Below are 23,014 nucleotides of genomic sequence, written 5' to 3'. Positions count from 1 at the left end.
GGGCGCCCGCGTCACGCGGGGGGACGGGCGTGACGGAAACGGATGCGGGTACCCGGCCGGGCCTGCGCGAGGAGGTCGAGCGAGGCATCCGTCACCACCGCGATCACCGGATACCCGCCCGTGACCGGACCGTCCGCGAGGAGCACAGTGGGTCTTCCGCTCGGCGGCACCTGCAGCGCCCCGGGAACCATGCCCTCGCTCGGCAGCTCGTCGTGGCGGACGCGCGCGAGCGCCGGGCCGTCGAGGCGGGCGCCGATGCGATCGGCGGCGTTCGACACCGTCCACACCGAATCGAAGAGCACCACCAGGGCCTCGGCGTCGAACCAGTCGGCGCGCGGCCCCGGAGCGAGCTCGAGCGTGAGCTCGTCGTCGTGCGGCGCACCCCACGGCGCCGGCGGCGCGGCGGGAATGGGGACGGATGCCGCGTCCCCCACGTCGACCCGCTCCCCCGCGCGCAGCGCCGGCCGCCCGAGGCCGGCCATCAGGTCGGCCGATCGGGAACCGAGCACGATGGGCGCGTCGATCCCGCCGCGCACCCCGAGGTAGGCCCGCGCGCCGTGCTCCACCCAGTCCACGTGCAGCTCGGCGCCCGCCGGCCACGGCTCGGCGGTGTAGGGGTCGACCGGCCGGCCGTCGATGCGGACCGGTCCCCACGCACCCGTGACGGCGACCCAGAGGTCGGCGCCGGCCACCGCGCGGAACCCGCCCAGCGTGATCTCCAGCCCGGCCGCACCCTCGGGGTTGCCGAGCAGGCGGTTGGCGGTGCGCAGCGCGGCGCGATCGAGCGCGCCCGACCCGGCCACGCCCAGCCCGCCCACCCCGCTGCGGCCCAGGTCCTGCACGGTCGCGAGCAGCCCGGGCTCGACGACCTCGAACCCGCGCGCGCCGGCCGTGGAACCGGCGTCTCCCGTTGGGAAAAGAGGAGACACGCCGCGAGGCGAGCCGGGAGTCGGCTCTCCGCCGGCGTTTCTCCTCGATTCTCGTCGGGCCTCCGCCCGCACCGGCTGGAACCGGACCCGGGCGCCCGGTGAGAGAAGGGCCGGGGACGCGGCATCCGGATCGAACAGGACGGCGTCGGTCGTCGCGATCAGCCGCCACCCGCCCGGCGTCTCGCGGGGATAGGCCCCCGTGAAGCCGGCGGCGAGCCCGACCGCACCGGCCGGGACGCGGGTGCGCGGGGCGTCCAGACGGGGGACGTCGAACGGCCAGTCGTCGCTCACCAGATAGCCGAAGCCGGGGGCGAAGCCGGTGAACGCCACCGTCCACTCCGCCTCGGAGTGCCGCCGCACGAGCTCGTCGACGGTCACGCCGAGGAGCGCCGCCGTCTCGGCGAGGTCGGCGCCGTCGTACACGACCGGCACCTCCACCTCGTCACGCGCGGGTCGTGCGGCGTCAGCGGCGGCGGCCGCCGCGGCCAGCGCCCACGCCCGCACGCGCGCCAGCGAGGTGCGGGCCGGATCGACCCGCACGAGCACCGTGCGCGCGGCGGGCACGAGATCGGTCACGCCGTCCGGTCGTGCGGACTCCAAAGCCGCGTGCAGCGTCACCACGTCGTCCAGCGCGGCCGCCTCGAGCAGCAGCGCCCGGTCCCCCATCGGCAGCGCCCGCACGGTCACCACGGCGCGCGCACCTCGATGCCCTCGGCGTCGAGCGCCGCGCGCACCGCACGCGCCATCGCGACCGCCGCGGGGCTGTCGCCGTGGAGGCACAGCGACGCCGCGTTCACCGCGACCGTCGAACCGTCGACCGCCGTCACGGTCCCCTCGCGCACGAGCCGCACGGCCCGCGCCGACACCTCGGCCGGGTCGTCGAGCAGCGCTCCCGGCTCGGTCCGCGCAACCAGCCCGCCGGTGGCGGTGTACCCGCGGTCGAGGAACGCCTCGTGCACGAAGGGAAGACCGACGGATGCCGCAGCCCCGGCGATCGCGCCGGGCAGGCCCAGGATCGGAAGCGGGCGGCCGAGCGCGTCCGACCGGTCGGCCACGGCCCGCGCGACCGCGGCGGCCTGCTGCGGATCCACGGTGACCGCGTGGTAGAGCGCGCCGTGCGGCTTGACGTACCGGAGGTCGGCGCCCGCCGCGACCAGAGCGGCGAGCTGTCGATCGACGACGGCGCGCAGCTGATCGGGGGCGATCGCCATCGCCGCCCGCCCGAAGTTCGCCCGATCCGGATACGACGGGTGCGCACCGACGGCCACGCCGTGCCGGACGGCCCGCTCGACCGAGGCCCGCATGCTCGCGGCATCCCCCGCGTGGCCGCCGCAGGCGACGTTCGCGCTCGAGATGACCTCGAACATCGCGTCGTCGTCGGCCGTGGGCACGCCGTCGACGGTCTCGCCGAGGTCGGCGTTGAGGTCGATGACCGGCATGGCTCCACGGTACTGCCGGGCTAACGTGGGTGCATGGCGCGCGGGCGGGATGAGGCATCCGTCCCCCAGGCGCGCCTGTCGAGCGGGTCTATCGCGCGCATCGTGGCCTCGACGGTCACCAGCGGGCGCGAGCTCGACGTCGACGGCACACCGCAGTCGCACGTCGACCTCGACGATCCCACCCACCTGCACTTCGAGTACGTCGCCCGCATGGGAGCGGTGATCGACAGACTCCGGATGCCTCGTCAGCCGCTCACCGCCATCCACCTGGGCGCCGGGGCGCTGACGATCCCGCGGTACGTCGAAGCCACCCGGCCGGGTTCGCGACAGCAAGTGGTCGAGCTCGAGCCGGCGCTGTGGGATCTCGTGCGCGAGAACCTGCCGCTCCCCCGCGGTGCGCAGATCCGGGTGCGCATCGGCGACGCCCGCGAAACCCTCGCCCGCCTCCCCGCCGGACTCGTGGGTGCGGCGGACCTCATCGTGTCGGACGTCTACTCCGGCGCGCAGACCCCCGCGCACCTCACGACGGTCGAGTTCTACACGGAGGTCGCCCGGTTCCTCGCGCCCGACGGCGTGCTGCTGGTCAACGTCGCCGACGGCTCGGGGCTGGCGTTCGCGCGACGGCAGGTGGCGACGATCGGCGCGGTGCTCGAGCACGTCATCGTGCTCGCCGAGGTGCAGACCCTGAAGGGCCGGCGGTTCGGCAACCTCGTGATCGCCGCGTCCCCCGCGCCGCTTCCGACCGAGTGGCTCCCGCGCCTGATGGCGGCCGGTCCGCACCCCGCGAAGGTCGCGCAGGGCGCTGAGCTCGTGGAGTTCGCCCGCGGCGCGCGCATCGCGACGGACGCCGACGCGACCGCGTCCCCCCGGCCCTCGGCTTCGCTTTTCGACCGCTGACTGCGCATCGCCGCGGTTCGCGGATCCGGGATGCCGCGGCTCGGCGTGGCACGGCGGGGAGCGCCACCTCGGCGCGCACACTGGTGGAGGCGTTTTCGATCGTGTGGAGGGAGTCGCCGTGAGCTACATCAAGGGATACGACCCCGAGACCCTCCGCGAGAAGGTCGACCCGCATCAGTGCCGCGACCGCCTCGACGAGATCGGCGAGCAGCGCAGCCTGCCGGCGCTGCTGGAGCGCGTGTGGCTGCTGAAGGTGCTCGACCGCACCGAGGACGCCCTGGTCGTCTCGGAGCAGTCGGTTCGCGTCGCCCGGATGGCCGGCACGCGCAAAGACCTGCTGCGCGCCCGCATCCTGCACGCGTCGGTGCTGATGGCGCGCGGAGCGTTCGCCGCCGCCGACCAGGAGCTCACGACCTGCGCCGAAGAAGCCGAGGGCCAGCGCTGGTCGGGCATCGCCGCGTTCGCGTACCAGCATCGGGGCAAGGTCGCCTACGAGGCCGGCGACTTCGAGTCTGCCCGCCGCGACTTCAAGCGCGCCCTGTTCCTGCGCCAGGAGTCGGGGGCGCCCGACGACCAGCTCGAGTCGACGCTGCTCGCCATCGACGCGGCCGACCGACGCCGGGCCGCGGCATCCGTCGCCAGCTGACTGTCGGCAGCACCGCCTACTCTCGTTGACATGTCGGACCTGAACCGCGTGCGCCGCTGGGCGGAGGCGCTCATCGAGATGCACCTCGACGACACGTGGTCGTTCGGGTTCGACACCGCCAAGCGCCGGGCGGGGCTGTGCGACTACACGCGCAAGCGCATCAGCGTGTCGCGGTACCTGGCGGCCCGGCACGACGACGACACCAACCACCAGACGCTGCTGCACGAGGTCGCGCACGCTCTCGCCGGTCCTGACGCCGGGCACGGCGCCCGGTGGAAGGCGGTCGCCCGCGACCTCGGCTACGTCGGCGGCACGACGCACCACGGCGAGACGGCGACCGAGCTGGCGCCGTGGATCGGCGTCTGTCCCGCGGGCCACGTCGCCTACCGCCACCGCCGCGCGACGCGGCCGACCTCGTGCGCGAAGTGCGCGCCGCGGTTCGACGAGCGGCACGCCTTCACGTGGACGAAGCGCGAGATCAGCTCGGCGACGCGGCTCGCCGCGATGACCCCGCGCTAGCCGGGCGAGTCGCAACGAGCGCGACGATCGGGCCCGCGATCGGCACGAGCACGATGAGAAGCAGCGTCGACAGCCAGCGGCGCTTGTCTTTCGCGCGCAGGAGCGCGACGAGCGCGACCACCACGAGCACGGTGTTCAGCACCACGAGCGACGCGAGCGCCACGTCGGTGGCCGACGGCAAGAGCGGGTTCATGGGCACACTCCTTCGGTGGTGACGCAGGCGTCGACCAGCTGACACAAACCCACCCTGCCATTCGCGCACTTTCCGCAACGCCCCGTCTGCCAGGATGTGGAGAACTCGCAGGGCCGAGCCGGCCGGGAAGCGTCAGAGCACCTCGAACACGCCGTCGCGCAGGACCGGCACGACGGATGCCGCGTCCACCGCGGCGGCGGCGAGCACCTCGTCGCGCAGCCCGGCCGCTTCGAGTTCGCGGCCGGAGCCGCTCGCGGTGAGCAGGTGCTTCGCAGCGCCGCGCAGCGCACGGAACCCCTCACCGGCCACGGCGGCCTCCGGCGACGAGTGGTCGATGCCGAGGTCCGACAGGGCGGCGATGACCGCGCCGGCCCCGAGGAAGTCCTCGACGGCGAACCGCACCGGGGCACCGTCGTCGCGCGAGGTGCGCTCACCACAGGCGACCACCGCGATGCTGGTCCGCGCCCCGCGCCGCTCCTGCTCGGCGAGGATCGCCCGGGCCACCGCCGCACCGTTGCGCAGACCGCCGAGCAGCACGAGGCCGGGCGCCGCGGCGGCGACGGCGGCGCCGTTCAGCGAGATCGCGCGAGCCGCGGCATCCAGCGCCACCGTGTCGCCCCGCTCGAGAGCCTGGACCACCGTCGACGAGAACCGCAGCACATCGACCACGACCGTGACGTCGGCGGGAGCGAGCCGCGTCAGGCCCTCGACCCCCCACTCGAAGCGGACCTGATACGACGACTGGGCGAAGGGCGACTGCGGGTCGGGCATCCGTCCAGCGTAGAACGCGCCCCACGGGTGATCGGATGCGAGACTGAGGCATGCGCATCCTGCTCAAGCTCGTGATCGACTGCGACCCGGATGCCGCGTGGCGGGCGCTCCACTCGCCGCGCGCGGTCGCCGAGCTCTACGGCCCGCTCCTCGACCTCGAGCCGATGGTTCCCGGCACGCTGCCGACATCCTGGTCGCCCGGCGACGACGTGCCGGTGGCCCTCACCGCACTCGGCAAGGTGCCGGCCGGCGAGCAGCTCATCCACGTCAGCGAACGCGAGGTCGACGAGCCCGCCGGGAAGGTGCGCATCTTCCGCGACAGCGGCATCCCGCTCACCGGCCCGCTCGCAAGCCTCGACGTGTGGGACCACCAGATGGCGGTCTCGCCCGCGCCCGGCGAACCGGGACGCACCCTGTGGCGCGACCGCCTCGTGATCGGCGGGCCGACCGCCCCGATCCTGTGGCCGGTGCTGTGGAGCGCCTGGCAGTGGCGCGGCGCCCGCATCAAGGCCCTCGCCCCCACGTGGGCGCACGACCCCGAGACCGCGACCGCACCCGCGTCCGATTCCGTGATCTGACCGACCGGGCCGGGCAGACGAGAACGGATGCCGCGGCCGAAGCCTGGCCGCGGCATCCGCGAGGCGCACCCGAACGCCTCGTTCACCCCGTCAGTCGGCGAGCGCCTCGACCGGGGCCACCCGCGTCGCGAGCCGCGTCGGAACCGCCGCCGCGACGAGAGTGAGCACGGCGGTGGCGACCACGATGATCGCCACCGGGATCCACGGGACGGCCGGAGCGACGAGCGTCGGCGACAGCCACAGCGGCGGCACCGCCACCGACCCGAGGACCGACTGCGCGCCCGCCCACCCGTAGGCGACACCGAGGACGAGACCGGTCGCCGTCGCGGCGATCGTGATGTGCGCCGCCTCGAGCAGCACCATTCGCCGCACCTGGCCGGTCGACACCCCCAGCGCGCGCAGCAGACCGAGCTCGCGTCGCCGCTGCACGACGCCGATCGTCAGGAGGTTGACCAGCCCGACCGCGGCGATCACCGCCGAGACCGCCACAAGCGCCATCATCACACCGGCGAAGGTGTCGAGCACCGTGGTGAACTCGGTGTCGACCGAGCCGCCCGAAGACGCCGTCACCACCGCCTTCACGGTCTCGAGCGCCACCGCGAACATCGTCACGAGGGTGACCCCGACCACGACGCCGATCGCCATGCGGCTCGAGCGCTCGGGGTAGCGCAGGGCGTTCTCCGCCGCGAGCCGGGCCGTCGCCGACCGCCCGAACAGGCCGCCGACGAGGCGGAGCACCGGCGGCATGACCAGCGTCGCCCCGACGACCAGGCCGGTGAACGACAGCACCCCGCCGAAGAACGCGACGATCACGCCGAGCGGGGTCACCAGGCCGACGACGATCCCGCCCGCCAGCAGCGCCCCGCCCGACAGGAAGAGCGCGATCGCCGCGGCGTTCCGCCCCGTGCGCCCACGCAGCTCGTCGTGCGCGGCCTCGACCGATCCGCCCAGCGCCTGCAGCGGTGTCACGGTCAGCACGCGCCGCGAACCCGCCCAGGCCGCGCCCCACGTGGTGAGGGCGACGATGACCGCGGGGAAGACCAGCACCGGCTGGACCACCGAGTACTCCACGTCACCGAGGCCGTAGATCGCGGCGAGTACCGCCACTCCGGCGGCCGCGAGAACCGTGCCCGCGATGAGGCCCACGACGGCGCCGAGGATCCCGACGACGAGACCCTGCCGCGCGACCTCGGCGCGCTGCGACCGGGCCGACGCCCCGATCAGCCGCAGGAGGGCGATGCGTCGGGTGCGAACGGCGATCACCGTCGAGAAGGTGTTGGCGGTGACGATGGCCGCGACGTACACCGCGACGCCGAGGAGGATCGTCGTCAGGATGCCGAGCACGACCTCGAGGGTGCCGCTGGAGCCGATGTACGGGTCGGCGCGCATGATGGCGGCGATGTATCCGGTCGCGCTGAGCAGCAGCACGCCGAAGGCGCTCGAGATGACCGCGACGAGGATGCTGGCGCCCATCCCCCGTTCGCGCAGCCAGGAGAACCGGGCGAGCGCGGGGTACGGCATCCGCTCGACCGCTGCCGGTGCGACGACCGCGGTCATGAGGACACCGCCGCGGTCGGAGCGGGCGCGGCGGCGCCCGACGTGATGGTGGCCGGCTCGGCGGCCCCGAGTTCGGCGGCGAGCATGTACGCCGAGATCTCCTCGGCGCTCTGCCGGGGCTTGTCGGCGACGATGCGTCCGTCGCCGAGGAACAGCACGCGGTCGGCGTGGCTCGCGGCGACGGGATCGTGGGTGACCATCGCGATCGACTGGCCGTGGTCGCGACTCGCGGCGGCGAGGAGCCGCAGCACTTCGCGTCCGCTGCGCGAGTCGAGGTTGCCGGTGGGCTCGTCGGCGAACACGAGGTCGGGTGCGGTGCCGAGCGCCCGGGCGATGGCGACCCGCTGCTGCTGTCCGCCGGAGAGTTCGTGGGGGCGGTGGGCGAGACGCGTGCTCAGGCCCAGCGTCTCGATCAGCCCGTCGATCCGGGCCCGCTCCATGGCGGTCGGACGGCGGCCGTCCAGCTCGAACGGCAGCAGGATGTTGCCGAGGGCGTCGAGAGTGGGAACCAGGTTGAACGCCTGGAACACGAAGCCGACCCGCCGGCGGCGGAGGATGGTCAGCTCGAGGTCCGAGAGGCCGGTGATGTCGGTGTCGCCGATCCACGCCCGGCCCGAGGTCGGCGCGTCGAGGCCCGCCATGATGTGCATGAGGGTGGACTTGCCCGATCCGGACGGCCCCATGATCGCCGTGAACTCGCCGCGGCGGATGCCCACCGAGATGCCGTCCAGAGCGCGGACCGTTCCCGCGCCGGTTCCGTAGGTCTTCGTGAGCTGCTGGACCCGGGCAGCCAGGCCCAGGTCGGTCGATGTGATCTCCATGCCTTCGACGCTAGGGAGCGGCATCCGTCCCCCGCGTCGGCCTGACGGGTCATCGGCGTACATCGCGAGGATGATCTCTTCCGCACGGAGGCCCGCCGGGTCTATCGTCACCGCAGACCTACGACGAGGAGAACCGGATGCCCGCGACACCCCTCCCTTCCCGCGGACTGCCCGAGGCGCCGAAGACCTGCGACGCCAGCGGGATGGTCGAGATCCATCGGCTGTTCCGGCGCGGGTTCGGCGAGGCACCCGGTCTCGTGCGCCGCGTGGCGGACGGCGACCGCGCCCACGCCGAGGCGGTCGCGACGCAGCTCGAGACGCTTTCGCTCGGACTCCACGCGCACCACGAAGGCGAGGACTCCCGTCTGTGGGACGCGCTCGACGAGCGGGCTCCTTCGTGCGCCGCGCACGTCGAGCGCATGAAGGCCCAGCATGCCGAACTGCTCGTGCACCTGACCGCCCTCGACCGCGCGCTGCCGACGTGGCGCGCGTCCGCGTCGCCGGCCGATGCGGAGCCGGTGCTGGCCGCCCTCGCCGGGGTGAACGACGCGATCGCGGTGCACCTGCCCGATGAGGAGACGAACATCGTGCCCGTCATGGAGCACACCATCACCGAGGCTGAGATCGAGTGGTTCTCGGAGCACGGCCGCCGCGCCATTCCCCGGGGCCAGACGTGGCAGCAGCTCGGCGAGATCCTCGCCGCGCAGCCCGACGGAGGGGACGAATGGCTGCGCAAGCACATGCCTGCCCCGGGCCGGCTCGCGTGGCGGCTGGTGGGCCGGCGCCGGTACGCCGCGCACCGCGCCGCCCTCGAGGGTCGCTGACCCGCGGGGTGGTCAGGCGAGGCCGTGCTCGAAGGCGAAGACCACGAGCTGCACGCGGTCTCGGAGCCCCAGCTTCGTGAGGATGCGGCTGATGTGCGTCTTCACCGTGGCCTCGCTGAGGTACTCGCGCGCCGCGATCTCGGCGTTCGAGAGGCCACGGGCGGCCAGTGCGAAGATCTCGCGCTCGCGATCCGTGAGCTCGCCGTAGGCGGCCGGGACCGGGCGGGGCGCGGCATCCGCGAAGTGAGCGAACAGCTCGCGGGTGGCGGATGCCGCGATCACGGCCGACCCCGCATGCACGGTGCGGATCGCCGCGAGGAGGAACTCGGGGTCGGCGTCCTTCAGGAGGAACCCGCTCGCCCCTTCGCGGATCGCGCGGGCGGCGGCCTCGTCGAGGTCGAACGTGGTCAGCATGACGATGCGCGGCGGATCGGCGTCGCGCAGCAGCTCGGCGGTCGCGGCGAGTCCGTCCATGACCGGCATGCGGATGTCCATGAGCACGACGTCGGGGCGGGCCGCGCGCACCACCGCGAGGGCCTGCTGCCCGTCGGATGCCTCGGCCACGACCTCGAGGTCGGGCTGCGAGTCGACGAGCATCCGCACGCCGGCGCGGAAGAGGGCCTGGTCGTCGACCAGCGCGACCCGGATCATGCGCTGTCCCCTCGTGTCCGCGCCGGATCGAGCCTGTTCCATGGCCGGCTCGCTCCCTCTGCGTGTCCCGCCTTTACCTCTGCATGTCCCAGTTCTGCTCGCCGGGAGCGTCGTCGAGGGCGCAAAAGTGGGACACGCCTGCCGCTCGGTGCTGCGGCGTGTCCCGCCGCTACCTCCGCATATCCCAGTTCTGCTCGCCGGGAGCGTCCTCGAGGGCGCAGAAGTGGGACACGGACACCGCCGACGCCGAACCCGGGGTTCGGGAGGCCGCCACGCCACGCGCGCCTCACGCCGGGACCCCGACCGGCAGGGTCGCCGAGACGACGAACTCGTCGCCCGACGCAGCCGCCTCGAGCCGTCCGCCGGCGAGCTGCGCCCGCTCGCGCATCCCGATCAGACCGTGACCCGGCGACGAAACCGACGGCCCGGCGGCCGCAGCCCCCGCGGCGACGCGGTTGCGCACCTCGAGTTCGACGCGCTCCGGATGCCACGCCAGGCGCACCGACACGGGGCCGCGGTCGCCGTGCCGCAGGGCGTTGGTCAGCGCCTCCTGCAGGATGCGGTACACCGCGAGCTGAGCGGCGGCCGGAGGCTCGCCCGGGGGCGCGGGGTCGACGTCGACCCGCAAGGGGACGCCCGCCGCCCGCACCTGGGCGTAGAGCGTTTCGAGGTCGGCGATGGTCGGCTGCGGTCCGTCGCCCTGACTGTGGCGCAGCTGGGTCAGCAGCAGCCGGACGTCGGCGAGCGCCGAGCGGGCGGTGGTCGAGATGGTCGACAGGGCGGCGGTCGCGGCATCCGGGTCCGCACCGGCGGCGTAGCGCGCCCCATCGGCCTGGGCGATCACCACGGCGAGCGAGTGCGCGACCACGTCGTGCATGTCGCGCGCGATCCGCACCCGCTCCTGCTCGGCGACGGCCTCCGCCTCGGCGCGCTGCTGGGCCTCGCGGTTCTGGCGGGCGCGCAGTGCGGTGCGCACGAGGGCCCCGACCGTCCACGACAGCAGCAGGGCGAAGCCGGCCGCCACGAGCATCAGCAGCGCGAGCGGGAGCGTGCGCCACGAAAGACCCCCGCCGGCGTAGTAGGGCCCGGCCATGAGGTACACGGTGATCACGAGCGCGCCGACCAGGGTCGAGGCGAAACCCGCCCAGTACACCCGCGTCGTGCCGTAGGCGGCGGTGGCGTAGAGCACGCCGAAGATCGCGATGTCGGAGAAGCCGGGCGGCCGGCCCAGGCCCATCTGCACGAGCGCCCCCGCCCAGGCCAGCGCCAGGGCGATCCCCGGGGCCATCCGGCGGACGGCGAGCGCGGCGGCGAAGAACAGCGCGACGACGCCGCCGCTCAGCAGCGCCGTCGTGCTGTCGGCGACGGTGCCGGTGATGACCGCGTCGGCCGCCCACGCGACCGCGAAGAAGACCACCGCGACGACCACGTCGGTCACCAGCTGGGCGGGTTTCAGGGGGCGGAGCACCGTTTCACGGTACGCGAGACCGGATGCCGCGGCATCCGTCTCGGGATGTATCCCGGTGCCGGCTCATAAGGTTTGCCCACCCAACCATTGCCACGGTGGTCGCGAGGCTTTACTGTCGCGTCACAGGCCGAAACCGACGGGAAACGTCGACTCGACAGGATCGGGGAGCGGGGTCGCTCTTCAGGTCCCTCCCCGCCGGAAACAGCCCGAGGGACCTCGATCGAGCACGGACGGAGACACCATGACGACGGTACGCGCAGCCATCTCGCAGACCACCTGGACCGGCGACAAAGAGTCGATGCTGGACAAGCACGAGGGGTTCCTGCGGGACGCCGCGGCGCAGGGAGCGCAGGTCGTCTGCTTCCAGGAGCTGTTCTACGGACCGTACTTCGGGATCACGCAGGACAAGAAGTACTACCGGTACGCCGAGCCTTCGGACGGGCCGATCGTGCAGCGCTTCGCGGCCGCCGCGAAGGAGCTGGGCGTCGTGACGGTGCTCCCGATCTACGAGGAGGCCGAAACCGGCGTCTACTACAACACGTCGGTGCTGGTCGACGCGGACGGCACGATCCTCGGCAAGTACCGCAAGCATCACCTGCCGCACCTCGACCGGTTCTGGGAGAAGTTCTACTTCCGTCCCGGCAACCTCGGCTACCCGGTGTTCGACACGGCCGTCGGGCGGATCGGCATGTACATCTGCTACGACCGGCACTTCCCCGAGGGATGGCGCGAGCTGGGCCTGAACGACGCGCACATGGTCTTCAACCCGAACGCCACGAAGCCGGGCCTGTCGAACCGGCTCTGGGAGGTGGAGGGTCCGGCGGCGGCGGTCGCGAACGGCTACTTCGTGCTGCAGCCCAACCGGGTCGGGCGCGAGGACAACGAGTACGGCGACCTGGCGGTGGACTTCTACGGCACCAGTCAGATCATCGACCCGCGCGGGAACTTCGTCGGCGAGCGCGGGTCGGGCGATTCCGAGGAGCTGCTCGTGCGCGACCTCGACCTCGACATGGTGCGCGAGATGCGCGACGACTGGCAGTTCTACCGCGACCGTCGCCCCGACTCGTACACCCGGATCGCGCAGCCGTGAGCGCGCGGACAGCGCAGCGAACGTGCGGAAGGACTGAGCAATGACAACGACACTGATCAAGGGCGGCACGGTCGTCTCGGCGACGGGCCGCGGCGAAGCGGACGTGCTGATCGACGGCGAGACGATCGCCGCCGTGCTGGCGCCCGGGTCGCAGCTGCTGGGAACGGATGTCGCGGCATCCGTCGACACCGTCGTCGACGCGACCGGCAAGTACGTGATCCCCGGCGGCATCGACGCGCACACGCATATGGAGCTGCCCTTCGGCGGCACGAACGCGTCCGACACGTTCGAGACGGGGACGCGGGCGGCGGCGTGGGGCGGCACCACGTCGATCATCGACTTCGCGGTGCAGCGCTACGGCGAGCGCGTGCAGGACGGCCTGGCGGCCTGGCACGACAAGGCCGCCGGCAACTGCGCGATCGACTACGGCTTCCACCAGATCGTCGGCGGCGTCGACGAGGACTCCCTCGCCGCGATGCGAGGGCTGCTGGACGAGGGCGTGTCGAGCTTCAAGCTCTTCATGGCGTACCCGGGCGTGTTCTACTCCGACGACGCGCAGGTGCTGCGGGCGATGCAGGTGTCGGCCGAGACCGGCCTGCTCACCATGATGCACGCCGAGAACGGACCGGCCATCGACGTGCTGGCGGCTCAGCTCGCCGAGGCGGGCAAGAAGGCGCCGTACTACCACGGCATCGCCCGCGCGTGGCAGATGGAGGAAGAGGCCACGCACCGCGCGATCATGCTGGCGAACCTGACCGGGGCGCCGCTGTACACGGTGCACGTGAGCGCCAAGCAGGCGGTCGATCAGATCGCGTGGGCGCGCGATCAGGGCTGGAACGTGTTCGGCGAGACGTGTCCGCAGTACCTCTACCTGTCGCTGGAGGAGCAGCTGGGCGCGTTCAGCGAGGAGTGGGGTCAGTTCGAGGGGGCGAAGTGGGTGTGCTCGACGCCGCTGCGCAGCCGCCAGGAGGGGCACCAGCACCACATGTGGCAGGCGCTGCGCACCAATGACATCCAGATGGTGTCGACCGACCACTGTCCGTTCTGCATGAAGGGCCAGAAGGAGCTGGGGCGCGACGACTTCCGGGCGATCCCCAACGGCATCGGCTCTGTCGAGCACCGCATGGACCTCATGTACCAGGGCGTGGTGACGGGGAAGATCACGCTGGAGCGGTGGGTGGAGCTGACGTCGACCACGCCGGCGCGGATGTTCGGCCTGTACGGCCGCAAGGGTGTCCTTCAGCCGGGCGCGGACGGCGACGTCGTGGTGTACGACCCGAACGGTCACACGACGATCTCCGCGGCATCCCACCACATGAACATGGACCACTCGGCGTGGGAGGGATTCGAGATCGACGGGCACGTCGACACGGTGATCTCGCGCGGCAAGGTGATCGTCGACGGCGGCGAGTACCTGGGCGCGAAGGGCGACGGCCGCTACCTCAAGCGCGGCCTGTCGCAGTACCTCGTCTGAGCACCACGAATCAACCGGCGATCGAGTAGCGAACCCCACCCAACCGGCGATCGAGTAGCGGAGCATATCGAGATCATGGACTTCGGAGTCGTCCTGCAGACCAACCCGCCCGCGGCCCGCGTCGTGCAGCTGTCGCAGCTCGCCGAGGCGCACGGCTTCAGCCACGTGTGGACGTTCGACTCGCACCTGCTGTGGGAGGAGCCGTACGTCATCCACTCCGCGATCCTGAACGCGACGAAGCGGGTCACGGTGGGGCCGTTCGTCACGAACCCCGCCACGCGGGACTGGACGGTCACGGCATCCGTCTTCGCCACGCTCAACGAGCTGTACGGCAACCGCACCGTCTGCGGCATCGGCCGCGGCGACTCCGCCGTGCGCGTCACCAACGGCAAGCCGGTGTCGATGGCGGAGCTGCGGGAGTCGATCCACGTCATCCGCGAGCTCGCGAACTCGCGGCCCGTGGAGTATAAGGGCGCGACGCTGCAGTTCCCGTGGAGTCGCGGTTCGGAGCTCGAGGTGTGGGTCGCCGCGTACGGGCCGATGGCGCTGAAGCTGACGGGCGAGGTCGGCGACGGGTTCATCCTGCAGCTCGCGGACGTCGACATCGCCGCGTGGATGATCAAGACGGTGAAGGATGCCGCGGCCGCCGCCGGGCGCGACCCGGAGTCGCTGTCGTTCTGCGTGGCCGCGCCGATGTACATCGGCGACGACTGGCAGCACATGCGCGACCAGTGCCGCTGGTTCGGCGGGATGGTCGGCAACCACGTGGCGGACATCGTCGCGAAGTACGGCGAGCACGGTGCGGTCCCCGACGCGCTGACGGCGTACATCGAGGGACGCAAGGGCTACGACTACAACACCCACGGCAAGGCGGAGAACGATCACGTCGACTTCGTGCCCGACGAGATCGTCGACCGGTTCTGCATCCTCGGCACGGCGGACGATCACATCGCGAAGCTCGAGCAGCTGCGGGCGCTGGGGGTCACGCAGTTCGCGGGCTACCTGCAGCACGACAACAAGGAGGAGACCCTCCGGGTGTACGGCGAGACGGTGATCCCGGCGCTGTCGGCGCACGTGACGGCGAAGACATGAGGCCGATCGGGTGGTCGGCTCGCCGGCAGGGCGAGCTGCGGGGCTGGATCGTCGCCGCGTGGGGTGCGCTGGGCGTGCTGGCCGTGCTGGTGTTGTGGGAGCTGTACAAGTTCCTCGGGCCGTCGGAGGGCGTCGTCGTGGGCGCGATCGAGGGCGAGGCGGGGTCGGGCGTCATGATCCTGCCGCGGACCCACGACCGCGCGATGCCGCACGTGTGGGACATGGTGGCGCGGCTCTTCGCGCCGACGAGCGGCGGCGACACCCCGCCGCTGTGGGTGTCGGTCGCCGGCGCGGCGCTCGTGACGCTCGGCATCGCGGCGGTCGGCTGGATCATCGGCGTCGCCGTCGGCGCGGTGCTCGGGCTGGTCATGCAGCGGTGGCGTCTGCTGGAGTGGGGTCTGCTGCCGTGGATCGTGGTGAGCCAGATCGTGCCGCTCATCGCCTTCGCCCCCGTCGTCAACGCGATCGGCAACCAGATCGACCGGGGCGGCGGCACGTGGCCGCAGTGGCTGTCGGTCGCGGTGATCGCGTCGTACCTGGCGTTCTTCCCCGTGGCCGTGGGCGTGCTGCGCGGCCTGGGCTCACCCGACCGCATCCACCTCGACCTGATGCACAGCTACGCCGCCGGCTACTGGCCCACGCTGCTGCGGCTGCGGCTCCCCGCCGCGGTGCCCCATCTGCTGCCGGCGCTGCGGCTGGCGGCCGCGAACGCGGTGCTCGGGGCGGTGGTCGCCGAGGTGTCCATCGGCATGCGCGGCGGCATCGGCCGCATGCTCATCCAGCTCGCCGGGCAGGCCTCCAGCGACCCCGCCGCGCCGTGGGGTCCCACCTTCGGCTCGATCGCGCTGGGACTCATCGCCGCCGGCTCGGTGGCCCTCATCGGGCTCGGGCTGGCCAACTACCGCAGAGGAGAAGCGTCGGCATGACCCTTCCAGAAACGACGAACACGGATGCCGCGACCCGGCCGGCCGTCCGCGCGACCGGAGTCGGCAAGGTGTTCCCGACGAGGACGGGCGAGGTGGTCGCGCTCACCGGCGTCGAACTGGAGGTCGCCGCGGGCGAGTTCGTGTCGCTCATCGGCCCGTCGGGCTGCGGCAAGTCCACGCTGCTGCGGCTCATCGCCGACCTCGACGCCGCGACGAGCGGCGAGCTCGAGATCTTCGGCAAGCCCGCCGCGCGCGCCCGCGCCGACCAGGACTACGGCATCGCGTTCCAGCAGGCCGGGCTCCTTCCGTGGCGGACGGTGGCGGCGAACATCGGGCTGCCGCTCGAACTGCACGGCACCGGCAGGGCGGCGCGCGCAGCGCGGGTCGCCGAACTCGCCGAGCTGGTCGGCCTCACCGAGTTCATCGACCGCTACCCCGACCAGCTCTCCGGCGGCATGCAGCAGCGGGTCGCGATCGCCCGCGCCCTCGCGGCCCGCCCGCGCCTGCTGTTGATGGACGAGCCCTTCGGCGCCCTCGACGAGATGACGCGCGAGTACCTGCAGGCCGAGCTGGCGCGCATCGCCGCCGAGACGGGCGCCGCCGTCGTCTTCGTCACGCACTCGATCCCCGAAGCGGTGTTCCTGTCCGACCGCGTCGTCGTGATGAGTCCTCGGCCCGGCCGCATCACCGATGTGATCGTCACCGACCTCGGCACCGGGCGCGACGAGGCGCTGCGAGAGTCTCCGGAGTACTTCGACCGCGTCACCGCCGTGCGCGAGGCGCTGCACGGCACCCGCGTCGAGAGGGCGAACGAGCGATGACCGACAGCGCCGCCGACACCATCCTCCCCGCCCCGTCGCGGCGGGTCCGCACGCCGGGGCAGCGACCGCTCCCGGGCTGGCTGCGCTTCGTCGCACCGGTGGTCGTCGGCATCCTGATCCTGGCGGCCTGGACCCTGTGGGTCGCCTCGGGCACGGCACCGCGGATGCTTCCGAGCCCCGTCGCCATCGCGGCGGAGTTCGTGCTGCGCTGGCCGATCATCGCGCAGGACATGGCGATCACGGCCACCAACGCGCTCGTCGGCCTCGTCGCGGGTTCGATCCTCGCGATCCTGTTCGCCGCGCTCGCGGCGGCGGCGCGCCCGATCGACGGCATGCTCGCGCCCCTCGTCTCGGCGCTCGCGGTGATCCCGATCGTCGCCGTCACCCCGATCCTCAACACGATGTTCGGCGCGTCCAGTCAGTTCGGCCGCCAGGCGGTCGCCACCATCGCCGCGTTCATCCCGGTCTTCGTCAACGTGCTGCGCGGTCTGCGGCAGACCCGCCCGGTCCACCGCGACCTCATGCGGGCCTCCGGCGCGTCGAGCGCCCAGACGTTCCGCGTCCTCACGCTTCCCACCGCCCTCCCCTATCTGATGACCGGCCTCCGCATCGCCAGCTCGCTCGCCGTCATCGCCGCCCTCGTCGCCGAGTACTTCGGCGGCCCGGCCGACGGCATCGGCACCGCCATCGCCACGTACGCCAAGTCGGGGCGCGCCGCCCTCGCGTGGGCGTACGTGCTCGGCGGCATCCTCATCGGCCTCGTCTTCTTCCTCGTCACCTCGCTGCTGGAGCGGCTGGCGACGAGAAGGTCGCCGGTCTGACCGGCACGTCCCGAAAAAGCGCACCACCGGAAGAGAACGCACCACCGAGAGACACCTACGCACCACCGAAGAAAGGCACCAGCATGAGACACAGCACCAGACGCGGCCTGGCCGCGGCATCCGTCCTCACCGTCTCGGCGCTCGCGCTCGCCGCGTGCGCGGGATCGTCCGATCCCGACTCGGGCGACGGAGGCGGCGGAGAGGACTTCGAACCGCTCACGTCCGTCAGCCTGCAGCTGCAGTGGCTGCCGCAGGCGCAGTTCGCCGGCTACTACGTCGCGCTCGACCAGGGCTATTTCGAGGAGGAGGGCTTCGACGAGGTCGAGATCATCCCGTCGGGCGGCGACATCGTGCCGCAGGACGCGCTCGTCGCCGGCGACGTCGACTTCGCGATCGCGTGGGTGCCGAAGGTGCTCGGCACGCTCGAGGCCACCGGGGTCGAACTGACCGACATCGCCCAGGTGTTCCAGGAGTCGGGCACGCTGCAGGTGTCGTGGAAGGGCGACGGCGTCGAATCGGTCGCCGACTTCGAGGGCAAGCGGATCGGCTCGTGGGGCTTCGGCAACGAGTGGGAGATCTTCGCGGCGATGGCCGCCGAAGGCCTCGACGCGAGCACGGTGTCGATCACGACGCAGGACTTCAGCATGAACGCCCTGCTCGACCGCGACGTCGACGCCGCCCAGGCGATGACCTACAACGAGTGGGCGCAGATCCTCGAGGTCGTGAACCCCGAGACGGGCGAGCTGTACCAGCCCGAGGACTTCGACGTGGTCTCGTACCAGGACACCGAGGGCGCGATGCTGCAGGACGCCATCTGGGCCGACACGCAGCGCCTCGCCGACGACCCCGCGTACGCGGACGCCGCGGTGCGCTTCCTCAAGGCCGTCACCAAGGGCTGGATCTTCGCGCGCGACAACCCCGAAGAGGCGGCTGAGATCGTCTACGACATCGCCTCGAACGCCGAAGCGGCCTTCCCCGTGGGGCCCGTCCACCAGCTGTGGCAGATGAACGAGGTCAACAAGCTCATCTGGACCGGTGCCGACTTCGGCCTCGTCGACCAGGCGGCGTGGGACAAGACCGTCGCCGGCGCCCTGTCGGCGAAGAACCAGGACGGCCTCGAGCTCATCACCACCGAGCCCGCCGACTCGGCGTACTCGAACGAGTACATCGAGCAGGCCCTCGCCGAGCTCGAAGAGGAGGGCGTCGAGGTCGGCGGCGAGTACACGCCGATCGACGTCACCCTCACCGAGGGCGGCCAGTAACAGCAATCCGGGATGTCCGGCCGCGGCCCCTTCGACGGGCCCGGCCGGACATTCCGTCTCGCGCGGCGCCATGCGCGACCGCGATCGTCGGTTGACCCCTGCCCGGCGGACGAGGAACGTAGCGAGGGGGAACATCAGGAAGGACCCAGTCGCCGATGCCGGACGATCTCGACGCCACCGCCAAGACGCTCGACCGCGCCCATGTGTTCCACTCGTGGTCCGCGCAGGCCGCCCTCGACCTTCCCGTGATCGCCGGCGGCTCCGGAACGGTCGTGTGGGACCACGCCGGCAACCGGATGCTGGACTTCGCCAGCCAGCTGGTGAACGTGAACATCGGGCACCAGCATCCGGCCGTCGTGGCCGCCATCCAGCAGCAGGCGGCCGAACTCGCGACCATCGGCCCGGCGACGGCGAACCTCGCCCGCGGGCGGGCGGCGCAGCGCATCCTCGACAAGGCTCCCGACGGCTTCGCGAAGGTCTTCTTCACCAACGGCGGCGCGGACGCCAACGAGAACGCGATCCGGATGGCCCGCCTCCACACCGGTCGCGACACCGTGCTGTCGACCTATCGCTCGTACCACGGCAACACCGGCGCCGCGATCGTCGCGACCGGCGACTGGCGACGGATGCCGAACCAGTACGCCCGCGGGCACGCGCACTTCTTCGGCCCGTACCTCTACCGCAGCGAGTTCTGGGCGACGACGCCCGAAGAGGAGTCGGCCCGCGCGCTGCACCACCTCGAGCGCGTCATCCAGTCCGAGGGGCCCGCGACCATCGCGGCCATCCTGCTGGAGTCGGTCCCCGGCACGGCCGGCATTCTGCTGCCCCCGCCCGGATACCTGGCCGGCGTGCGGGAACTGTGCCACCGCTACGGCATCGTGCTCATCCTCGACGAGGTCATGGCCGGGTTCGGCCGCACCGGCCGGTGGTTCGCCTTCGAAGGCTACGACGTCGTGCCCGACCTCATCACCTTCGCCAAGGGCGTGAACTCCGGCTACGTGCCGGTGGGCGGCGTCATCATCTCGGACGCGATCTCGGCGACCTTCGACGACCGCGTCTTCCCGGGCGGACTCACCTATTCGGGGCATCCGCTGGCCGCGGCATCCATCATCGCCTCCATCGACGCGATGGAGACCGAGGGCATCGTCGAGCACGCCCGGAGCGTCGGCGCCGACGCCATCGCGCCCGGGCTCGCGGACCTCGCCGAGAAGCACCGCCTCATCGGCGAAGTGCGCGGCGAAGGCGTCTTCTGGGCGATCGAACTCGTCGCCGACCGCGACACCCGCGAACCCGTCGGCGCCGACGTGATCGGCCGCCTGAAGAAGGAGCTGTCGACGCGGGGCCTGCTGCCGTTCGCCGCCGACAACCGCATCCACGTCGTGCCGCCCTGCGTCGTCACGGGCGACGAGGTGGCCCAGGCCATGGCGATCTACGATGAAGCCCTGACGAGCGTCGAAGCGGACCTCTTCTGATGCGTGCAGGTCTTCTCACGAGGAAGACATCCAAGGAAGGAACACGATGACCGACACCAACACACTCGAGCGGACCGAGCAGTCCACCGAGACCGTCCTCGAGCACTGGGTAGGCGGCGCCGCGTGGGCGGGCACCTCCGAGCGCACCGGATCGGTCTACAACCCCGCGCTGGGCACCGTGCAGAAGAGCGTGCGGTTCGCATCCACGGCGGATGTCGGAGCCGCCGTCGACACGGCCTCCGAGGCGTGGGCGGCCTGGCGCGACGCGTCGATCGCGAAGCGGCAGGGCGTGATGTTCGCCTTCCGCGAGCTGCTGAACGCGCGCAAGGGCGAGCTGGCCGAGATCCTCACCTCCGAGCACGGCAAGGTGCTCGCCGACGCGCACGGCGAGATCGCCCGCGGCATGGAGGTCGTCGAGTTCGCGTGCGGCCTCGGCCACCTCACCAAGGGCGCGTACTCCGAGAACGTCTCCACGGGCATCGACGTCTACACGCTCCGCCAGCCGCTGGGCGTGGTCGGCATCATCAGCCCGTTCAACTTCCCCGCCATGGTGCCGCTGTGGTTCTTCTCGATCGCGCTGGCGGCGGGCAACGCCGTGATCCTCAAGCCCTCCGAGAAGGACCCGACCGCCGCGAACTGGATGGCCGCGCTCCTCAAGGAGGCGGGCCTCCCCGACGGCGTGCTCAACGTCGTGCACGGCGCCAAGGAGGCGGTCGACGCCCTGCTCGAGCACCCCGACGTGCGCGCCATCTCGTTCGTCGGCTCGACCCCGATCGCCAAGTACGTCTACGAGACGGCGACCTCGCACGGCAAGCGCGTGCAGGCCCTCGGCGGCGCCAAGAACCACATGCTGGTGCTCCCCGACGCCGACCTCGACCTCGCCGCCGACGCCGCCGTCAACGCCGGCTTCGGCTCTGCCGGCGAGCGCTGCATGGCCATCTCGGTCGTGCTCGCGGTCGACACCATCGCCGACGACCTGGTGCAGAAGGTGAGCGAGCGCATGGCGACGCTGCGCACCGGCGACGGCATGCGGGGCTGCGACATGGGCCCGCTCATCACGGGACAGCACCGCGACAAGGTCAGCTCGTACATCGACGTGGCGGGCGAGGACGGCGCCACCGTCGTGGTCGACGGCCGCGACGTCGAGCCCGACGGCGACCCCGACGGCTTCTGGCTCGGACCGACCCTCATCGACAACGTGCCCACCTCGTCGTCGGTGTACCGCGACGAGATCTTCGGCCCGGTGCTGTCGGTCGTGCGGGTCGAGGGCTACGAGGACGGCCTCGACATCATCAACTCGAGCCTCTACGGCAACGGCACGGCGATCTTCACCAACGACGGCGGGGCCGCCCGGCGCTTCCAGCGCGAGGCGCAGGTCGGCATGATCGGCATCAACGTGCCGATCCCCGTCCCGGTCGCGTACCACTCGTTCGGCGGCTGGAAGGCCTCGCTGTTCGGCGACGCGAAGGCGTACGGCCCGCACGGGTTCGAGTTCTTCACCGCCGAGAAGGCCGTCACCTCGCGCTGGCTCGACCCGTCGCACGGCGGCCTGAACCTCGGGTTCCCGCAGCACGACTGAGCCCCCCGGTTCCGGATGCCGCGGCCCGATGTGGCCGCGGCATCCGTCGTTCTCCCGCACACCCGTCCCACACCTCCCCCGCGGCCGTCCGAGTCCCCCGAGTCGCCAGGACACGCCGCTCGTTTGCCCGGGAACCGGCGTGTCTTGGCGACTCAGGGGAGGCGGGCGGAGAGGCCGGGGCCGAGAGGGCGCGCGTCAGCGCGGGGCGTAGACGCGCAGGGCGTCGGAGACCACCCGGCAGCGCAGCCGGAAGCCCGCCGGGTCACGGTCGACGAGCTCGCCGTCATGGACGAACACGGACGGATGCCCCGGCTGCGGCGTCACCCGCAGGTCGAGCTCCGGCACGACCAGGCGCTCGATGTCGGCGTCGCGGGGGAACAGGCGCACCGCGCGCAGCACGGCGGCGGTGCGCTTGCCGAAGGCCAGGGACGCCAGGGCGCGGACGCGCGACCCGCGGGCGTGGTGGATCCGGACGTCGAGCACCGAGGCATCCGGTTCCTGCCTCTGCATCGTCGCGACCCGCTCGGGATCGTTGCGGCCGGCGCTGACGAACACCGACCACACGCGGGCGCGCTGACCGCCCCGCGCGATGGTCAGCGGTTCGGTGCGGCGCAGGGCCGACCACGTCGCGGCGACTCCCCCGAGCCACTTCCCGAGGCTGCTGCGGCGCTCCCGCTCCTCGATGAGCGCCGGGTACGCGCCGACCGACACGACGTTGAGGACCGTGATCGGCTCGTCGTCGTCGGCGATCGCCTCGGCCACCCCCACCTCGACGAGGCTTCCCGCCGCGAACGCGTCGATCGCGATGTCGACGTCGTCGAGCCCGAGGGCGCGGACGAAGTGGTTGAAGGTCCCGCCGGGCATGGCGAGCAGCGGGCGGTCGTACCGGCGGGCGAGGTGCGCCATGCGCGACACCGAACCGTCGCCGCCGTAGATGCCGAGCACGGCGGGCGGGGCATCCGACTCCATCGCGGCGGCGACCACCTCGTCGAGGCTCTCGCCCTCGACCAGCTCGTGCACGACCGCCTCGGGCAGCCGCTCGGAGAAGGTCGCGGTCGGGTCGGCGCGGATGACCGAGGTGCCCGATGCGGCGTTGCGCACGATCAGCAGCCCCCGCCCCGTCGCACGCGGGCGCGCGTCACCGCCGTCAGACCCCTCCACTCTCGTGAGCCTACCCGCGCGGG

23 protein-coding genes are annotated in these 23,014 nt (G+C 72.2%); 14 read left to right on the top strand and 9 right to left on the bottom strand.

All coding sequences use genetic code 11. The features are described 5' to 3' along the window. Positions 1-11: 11 nt before the first annotated feature. Together ACFUTX_RS01450 and ACFUTX_RS01445 are read right to left on the bottom strand one after the other, a co-directional pair. The gene (locus ACFUTX_RS01450; protein ID WP_378860427.1) at positions 12-1,619 is read right to left on the bottom strand and encodes a 5-oxoprolinase/urea amidolyase family protein; all 1,608 of its coding nucleotides are present in this window, start codon (positions 1,617-1,619) and stop codon (positions 12-14) included. Next, on the bottom strand, positions 1,613-2,368 hold the full coding sequence (locus ACFUTX_RS01445) for a 5-oxoprolinase subunit PxpA (protein WP_378860426.1): 756 nt from the start codon (positions 2,366-2,368) through the stop codon (positions 1,613-1,615). The genes ACFUTX_RS01450 and ACFUTX_RS01445 overlap by 7 nt, the downstream gene beginning before the upstream one ends. A 33-nt stretch (positions 2,369-2,401) precedes the next feature. Here ACFUTX_RS01445 and ACFUTX_RS01440 point away from each other — a divergent pair, with 33 nt between their 5' ends. The 3 genes from ACFUTX_RS01440 (at position 2,402) to ACFUTX_RS01430 (ending at position 4,430) form a co-directional block, all read left to right on the top strand. Beyond that, positions 2,402-3,265, top strand: a complete 864-nt coding sequence (locus ACFUTX_RS01440; RefSeq protein WP_378860425.1) for a spermidine synthase — start codon at positions 2,402-2,404, stop codon at positions 3,263-3,265. A 118-nt stretch (positions 3,266-3,383) separates the two neighbouring features. Continuing rightward, positions 3,384-3,911, top strand: coding sequence for a hypothetical protein (locus tag ACFUTX_RS01435; protein ID WP_378860424.1), 528 nt, complete (start codon positions 3,384-3,386; stop codon positions 3,909-3,911). A gap of 30 nt (positions 3,912-3,941) precedes the next feature. After that, a complete protein-coding gene (locus ACFUTX_RS01430; protein ID WP_378860423.1) occupies positions 3,942-4,430 on the top strand; it encodes a SprT-like domain-containing protein in 489 nt (162 codons plus the stop codon). Here ACFUTX_RS01430 and ACFUTX_RS01425 read toward each other — a convergent pair. Together ACFUTX_RS01425 and ACFUTX_RS01420 are read right to left on the bottom strand one after the other, a co-directional pair. Next, a complete protein-coding gene (locus ACFUTX_RS01425) occupies positions 4,390-4,623 on the bottom strand; it encodes a hypothetical protein (protein ID WP_378860422.1) in 234 nt (77 codons plus the stop codon). The two genes, ACFUTX_RS01430 and ACFUTX_RS01425, sit on opposite strands and share 41 nt — an antisense overlap. Positions 4,624-4,755: 132 nt before the next feature. Continuing rightward, entirely contained in the window at positions 4,756-5,394 is a 639-nt protein-coding gene (locus ACFUTX_RS01420; protein WP_378860421.1) for a 2-phosphosulfolactate phosphatase, read from the bottom strand. Positions 5,395-5,444: 50 nt separating this feature from the next. Between ACFUTX_RS01420 and ACFUTX_RS01415 the strand changes: the two genes are divergently transcribed. Continuing rightward, on the top strand, positions 5,445-5,972 hold the full coding sequence (locus tag ACFUTX_RS01415) for a hypothetical protein (RefSeq protein ID WP_378860420.1): 528 nt from the start codon (positions 5,445-5,447) through the stop codon (positions 5,970-5,972). A gap of 90 nt (positions 5,973-6,062) precedes the next feature. Here ACFUTX_RS01415 and ACFUTX_RS01410 read toward each other — a convergent pair whose 3' ends face one another. Together ACFUTX_RS01410 and ACFUTX_RS01405 are read right to left on the bottom strand one after the other, a co-directional pair. Next, positions 6,063-7,529 carry an FtsX-like permease family protein gene (locus ACFUTX_RS01410; protein WP_378860419.1) on the bottom strand — a complete coding sequence of 489 codons (1,467 nt, stop codon included), beginning with the start codon at positions 7,527-7,529 and terminating at the stop codon, positions 6,063-6,065. Then, a complete protein-coding gene (locus ACFUTX_RS01405; protein WP_378860418.1) occupies positions 7,526-8,350 on the bottom strand; it encodes an ABC transporter ATP-binding protein in 825 nt (274 codons plus the stop codon). The genes ACFUTX_RS01410 and ACFUTX_RS01405 overlap by 4 nt, the downstream gene beginning before the upstream one ends. A gap of 137 nt (positions 8,351-8,487) precedes the next feature. On the opposite strand from ACFUTX_RS01405, the gene ACFUTX_RS01400 reads away from it, so the two are divergent. Continuing rightward, complete coding sequence (locus tag ACFUTX_RS01400) at positions 8,488-9,174, top strand: hemerythrin domain-containing protein (RefSeq protein WP_378860417.1); 687 nt, start codon at positions 8,488-8,490, stop codon at positions 9,172-9,174. A gap of 12 nt (positions 9,175-9,186) precedes the next feature. Here ACFUTX_RS01400 and ACFUTX_RS01395 read toward each other — a convergent pair whose 3' ends face one another. Next, positions 9,187-9,825 (bottom strand): response regulator, encoded by a 639-nt coding sequence (locus ACFUTX_RS01395; RefSeq protein WP_378860416.1) that lies wholly within the window; start codon positions 9,823-9,825, stop codon positions 9,187-9,189. Positions 9,826-10,111: 286 nt separating this feature from the next. Beyond that, on the bottom strand, positions 10,112-11,293 hold the full coding sequence (locus ACFUTX_RS01390) for a sensor histidine kinase (protein WP_378860415.1): 1,182 nt from the start codon (positions 11,291-11,293) through the stop codon (positions 10,112-10,114). A gap of 241 nt (positions 11,294-11,534) precedes the next feature. Between ACFUTX_RS01390 and ACFUTX_RS01385 the strand changes: the two genes are divergently transcribed. The 9 genes from ACFUTX_RS01385 to ACFUTX_RS01345 all read left to right on the top strand — a co-directional run bounded on the left by ACFUTX_RS01385 (position 11,535) and on the right by ACFUTX_RS01345 (position 21,830). Beyond that, positions 11,535-12,383 (top strand): nitrilase-related carbon-nitrogen hydrolase, encoded by an 849-nt coding sequence (locus ACFUTX_RS01385; protein WP_378860414.1) that lies wholly within the window; start codon positions 11,535-11,537, stop codon positions 12,381-12,383. Positions 12,384-12,423: 40 nt separating this feature from the next. Beyond that, a complete protein-coding gene (gene hydA, locus ACFUTX_RS01380) occupies positions 12,424-13,857 on the top strand; it encodes a dihydropyrimidinase (RefSeq protein ID WP_378860413.1) in 1,434 nt (477 codons plus the stop codon). Between the two features lie 75 nt (positions 13,858-13,932). After that, on the top strand, positions 13,933-14,949 hold the full coding sequence (locus tag ACFUTX_RS01375) for a TIGR03842 family LLM class F420-dependent oxidoreductase (RefSeq protein WP_378860412.1): 1,017 nt from the start codon (positions 13,933-13,935) through the stop codon (positions 14,947-14,949). Then, positions 14,946-15,875 carry an ABC transporter permease gene (locus ACFUTX_RS01370; protein ID WP_378860411.1) on the top strand — a complete coding sequence of 310 codons (930 nt, stop codon included), beginning with the start codon at positions 14,946-14,948 and terminating at the stop codon, positions 15,873-15,875. The genes ACFUTX_RS01375 and ACFUTX_RS01370 overlap by 4 nt, the downstream gene beginning before the upstream one ends. Continuing rightward, the gene (locus tag ACFUTX_RS01365) at positions 15,872-16,696 is read left to right on the top strand and encodes an ABC transporter ATP-binding protein (RefSeq protein WP_378860410.1); all 825 of its coding nucleotides are present in this window, start codon (positions 15,872-15,874) and stop codon (positions 16,694-16,696) included. The genes ACFUTX_RS01370 and ACFUTX_RS01365 overlap by 4 nt, the downstream gene beginning before the upstream one ends. Continuing rightward, positions 16,693-17,517, top strand: coding sequence for an ABC transporter permease (locus tag ACFUTX_RS01360; RefSeq protein ID WP_378860409.1), 825 nt, complete (start codon positions 16,693-16,695; stop codon positions 17,515-17,517). The genes ACFUTX_RS01365 and ACFUTX_RS01360 overlap by 4 nt, the downstream gene beginning before the upstream one ends. Positions 17,518-17,600: 83 nt before the next feature. Then, positions 17,601-18,779, top strand: a complete 1,179-nt coding sequence (locus ACFUTX_RS01355; protein WP_378860408.1) for an ABC transporter substrate-binding protein — start codon at positions 17,601-17,603, stop codon at positions 18,777-18,779. A gap of 155 nt (positions 18,780-18,934) precedes the next feature. Beyond that, positions 18,935-20,251, top strand: coding sequence for an aspartate aminotransferase family protein (locus tag ACFUTX_RS01350; protein WP_378860407.1), 1,317 nt, complete (start codon positions 18,935-18,937; stop codon positions 20,249-20,251). Between the two features lie 46 nt (positions 20,252-20,297). After that, a complete protein-coding gene (locus tag ACFUTX_RS01345; RefSeq protein WP_378860406.1) occupies positions 20,298-21,830 on the top strand; it encodes a CoA-acylating methylmalonate-semialdehyde dehydrogenase in 1,533 nt (510 codons plus the stop codon). A 195-nt stretch (positions 21,831-22,025) separates the two neighbouring features. Here the strand turns inward: ACFUTX_RS01345 and ACFUTX_RS01340 are convergent, their stop codons facing one another. Continuing rightward, positions 22,026-22,991 carry a diacylglycerol/lipid kinase family protein gene (locus tag ACFUTX_RS01340; protein WP_378860405.1) on the bottom strand — a complete coding sequence of 322 codons (966 nt, stop codon included), beginning with the start codon at positions 22,989-22,991 and terminating at the stop codon, positions 22,026-22,028. Between the last annotated feature and the right edge of the window lie 23 nt (positions 22,992-23,014).

It is taken from the genome of Microbacterium sp. NPDC057407 (genome assembly GCF_042803895.1).
In the GTDB taxonomy this organism is placed as follows: Bacteria; Actinomycetota; Actinomycetes; order Actinomycetales; family Microbacteriaceae; genus Microbacterium.
Note: the sequence above shows the minus strand (reverse complement) of the source record. Positions and strands in the feature narration are given on the sequence as shown.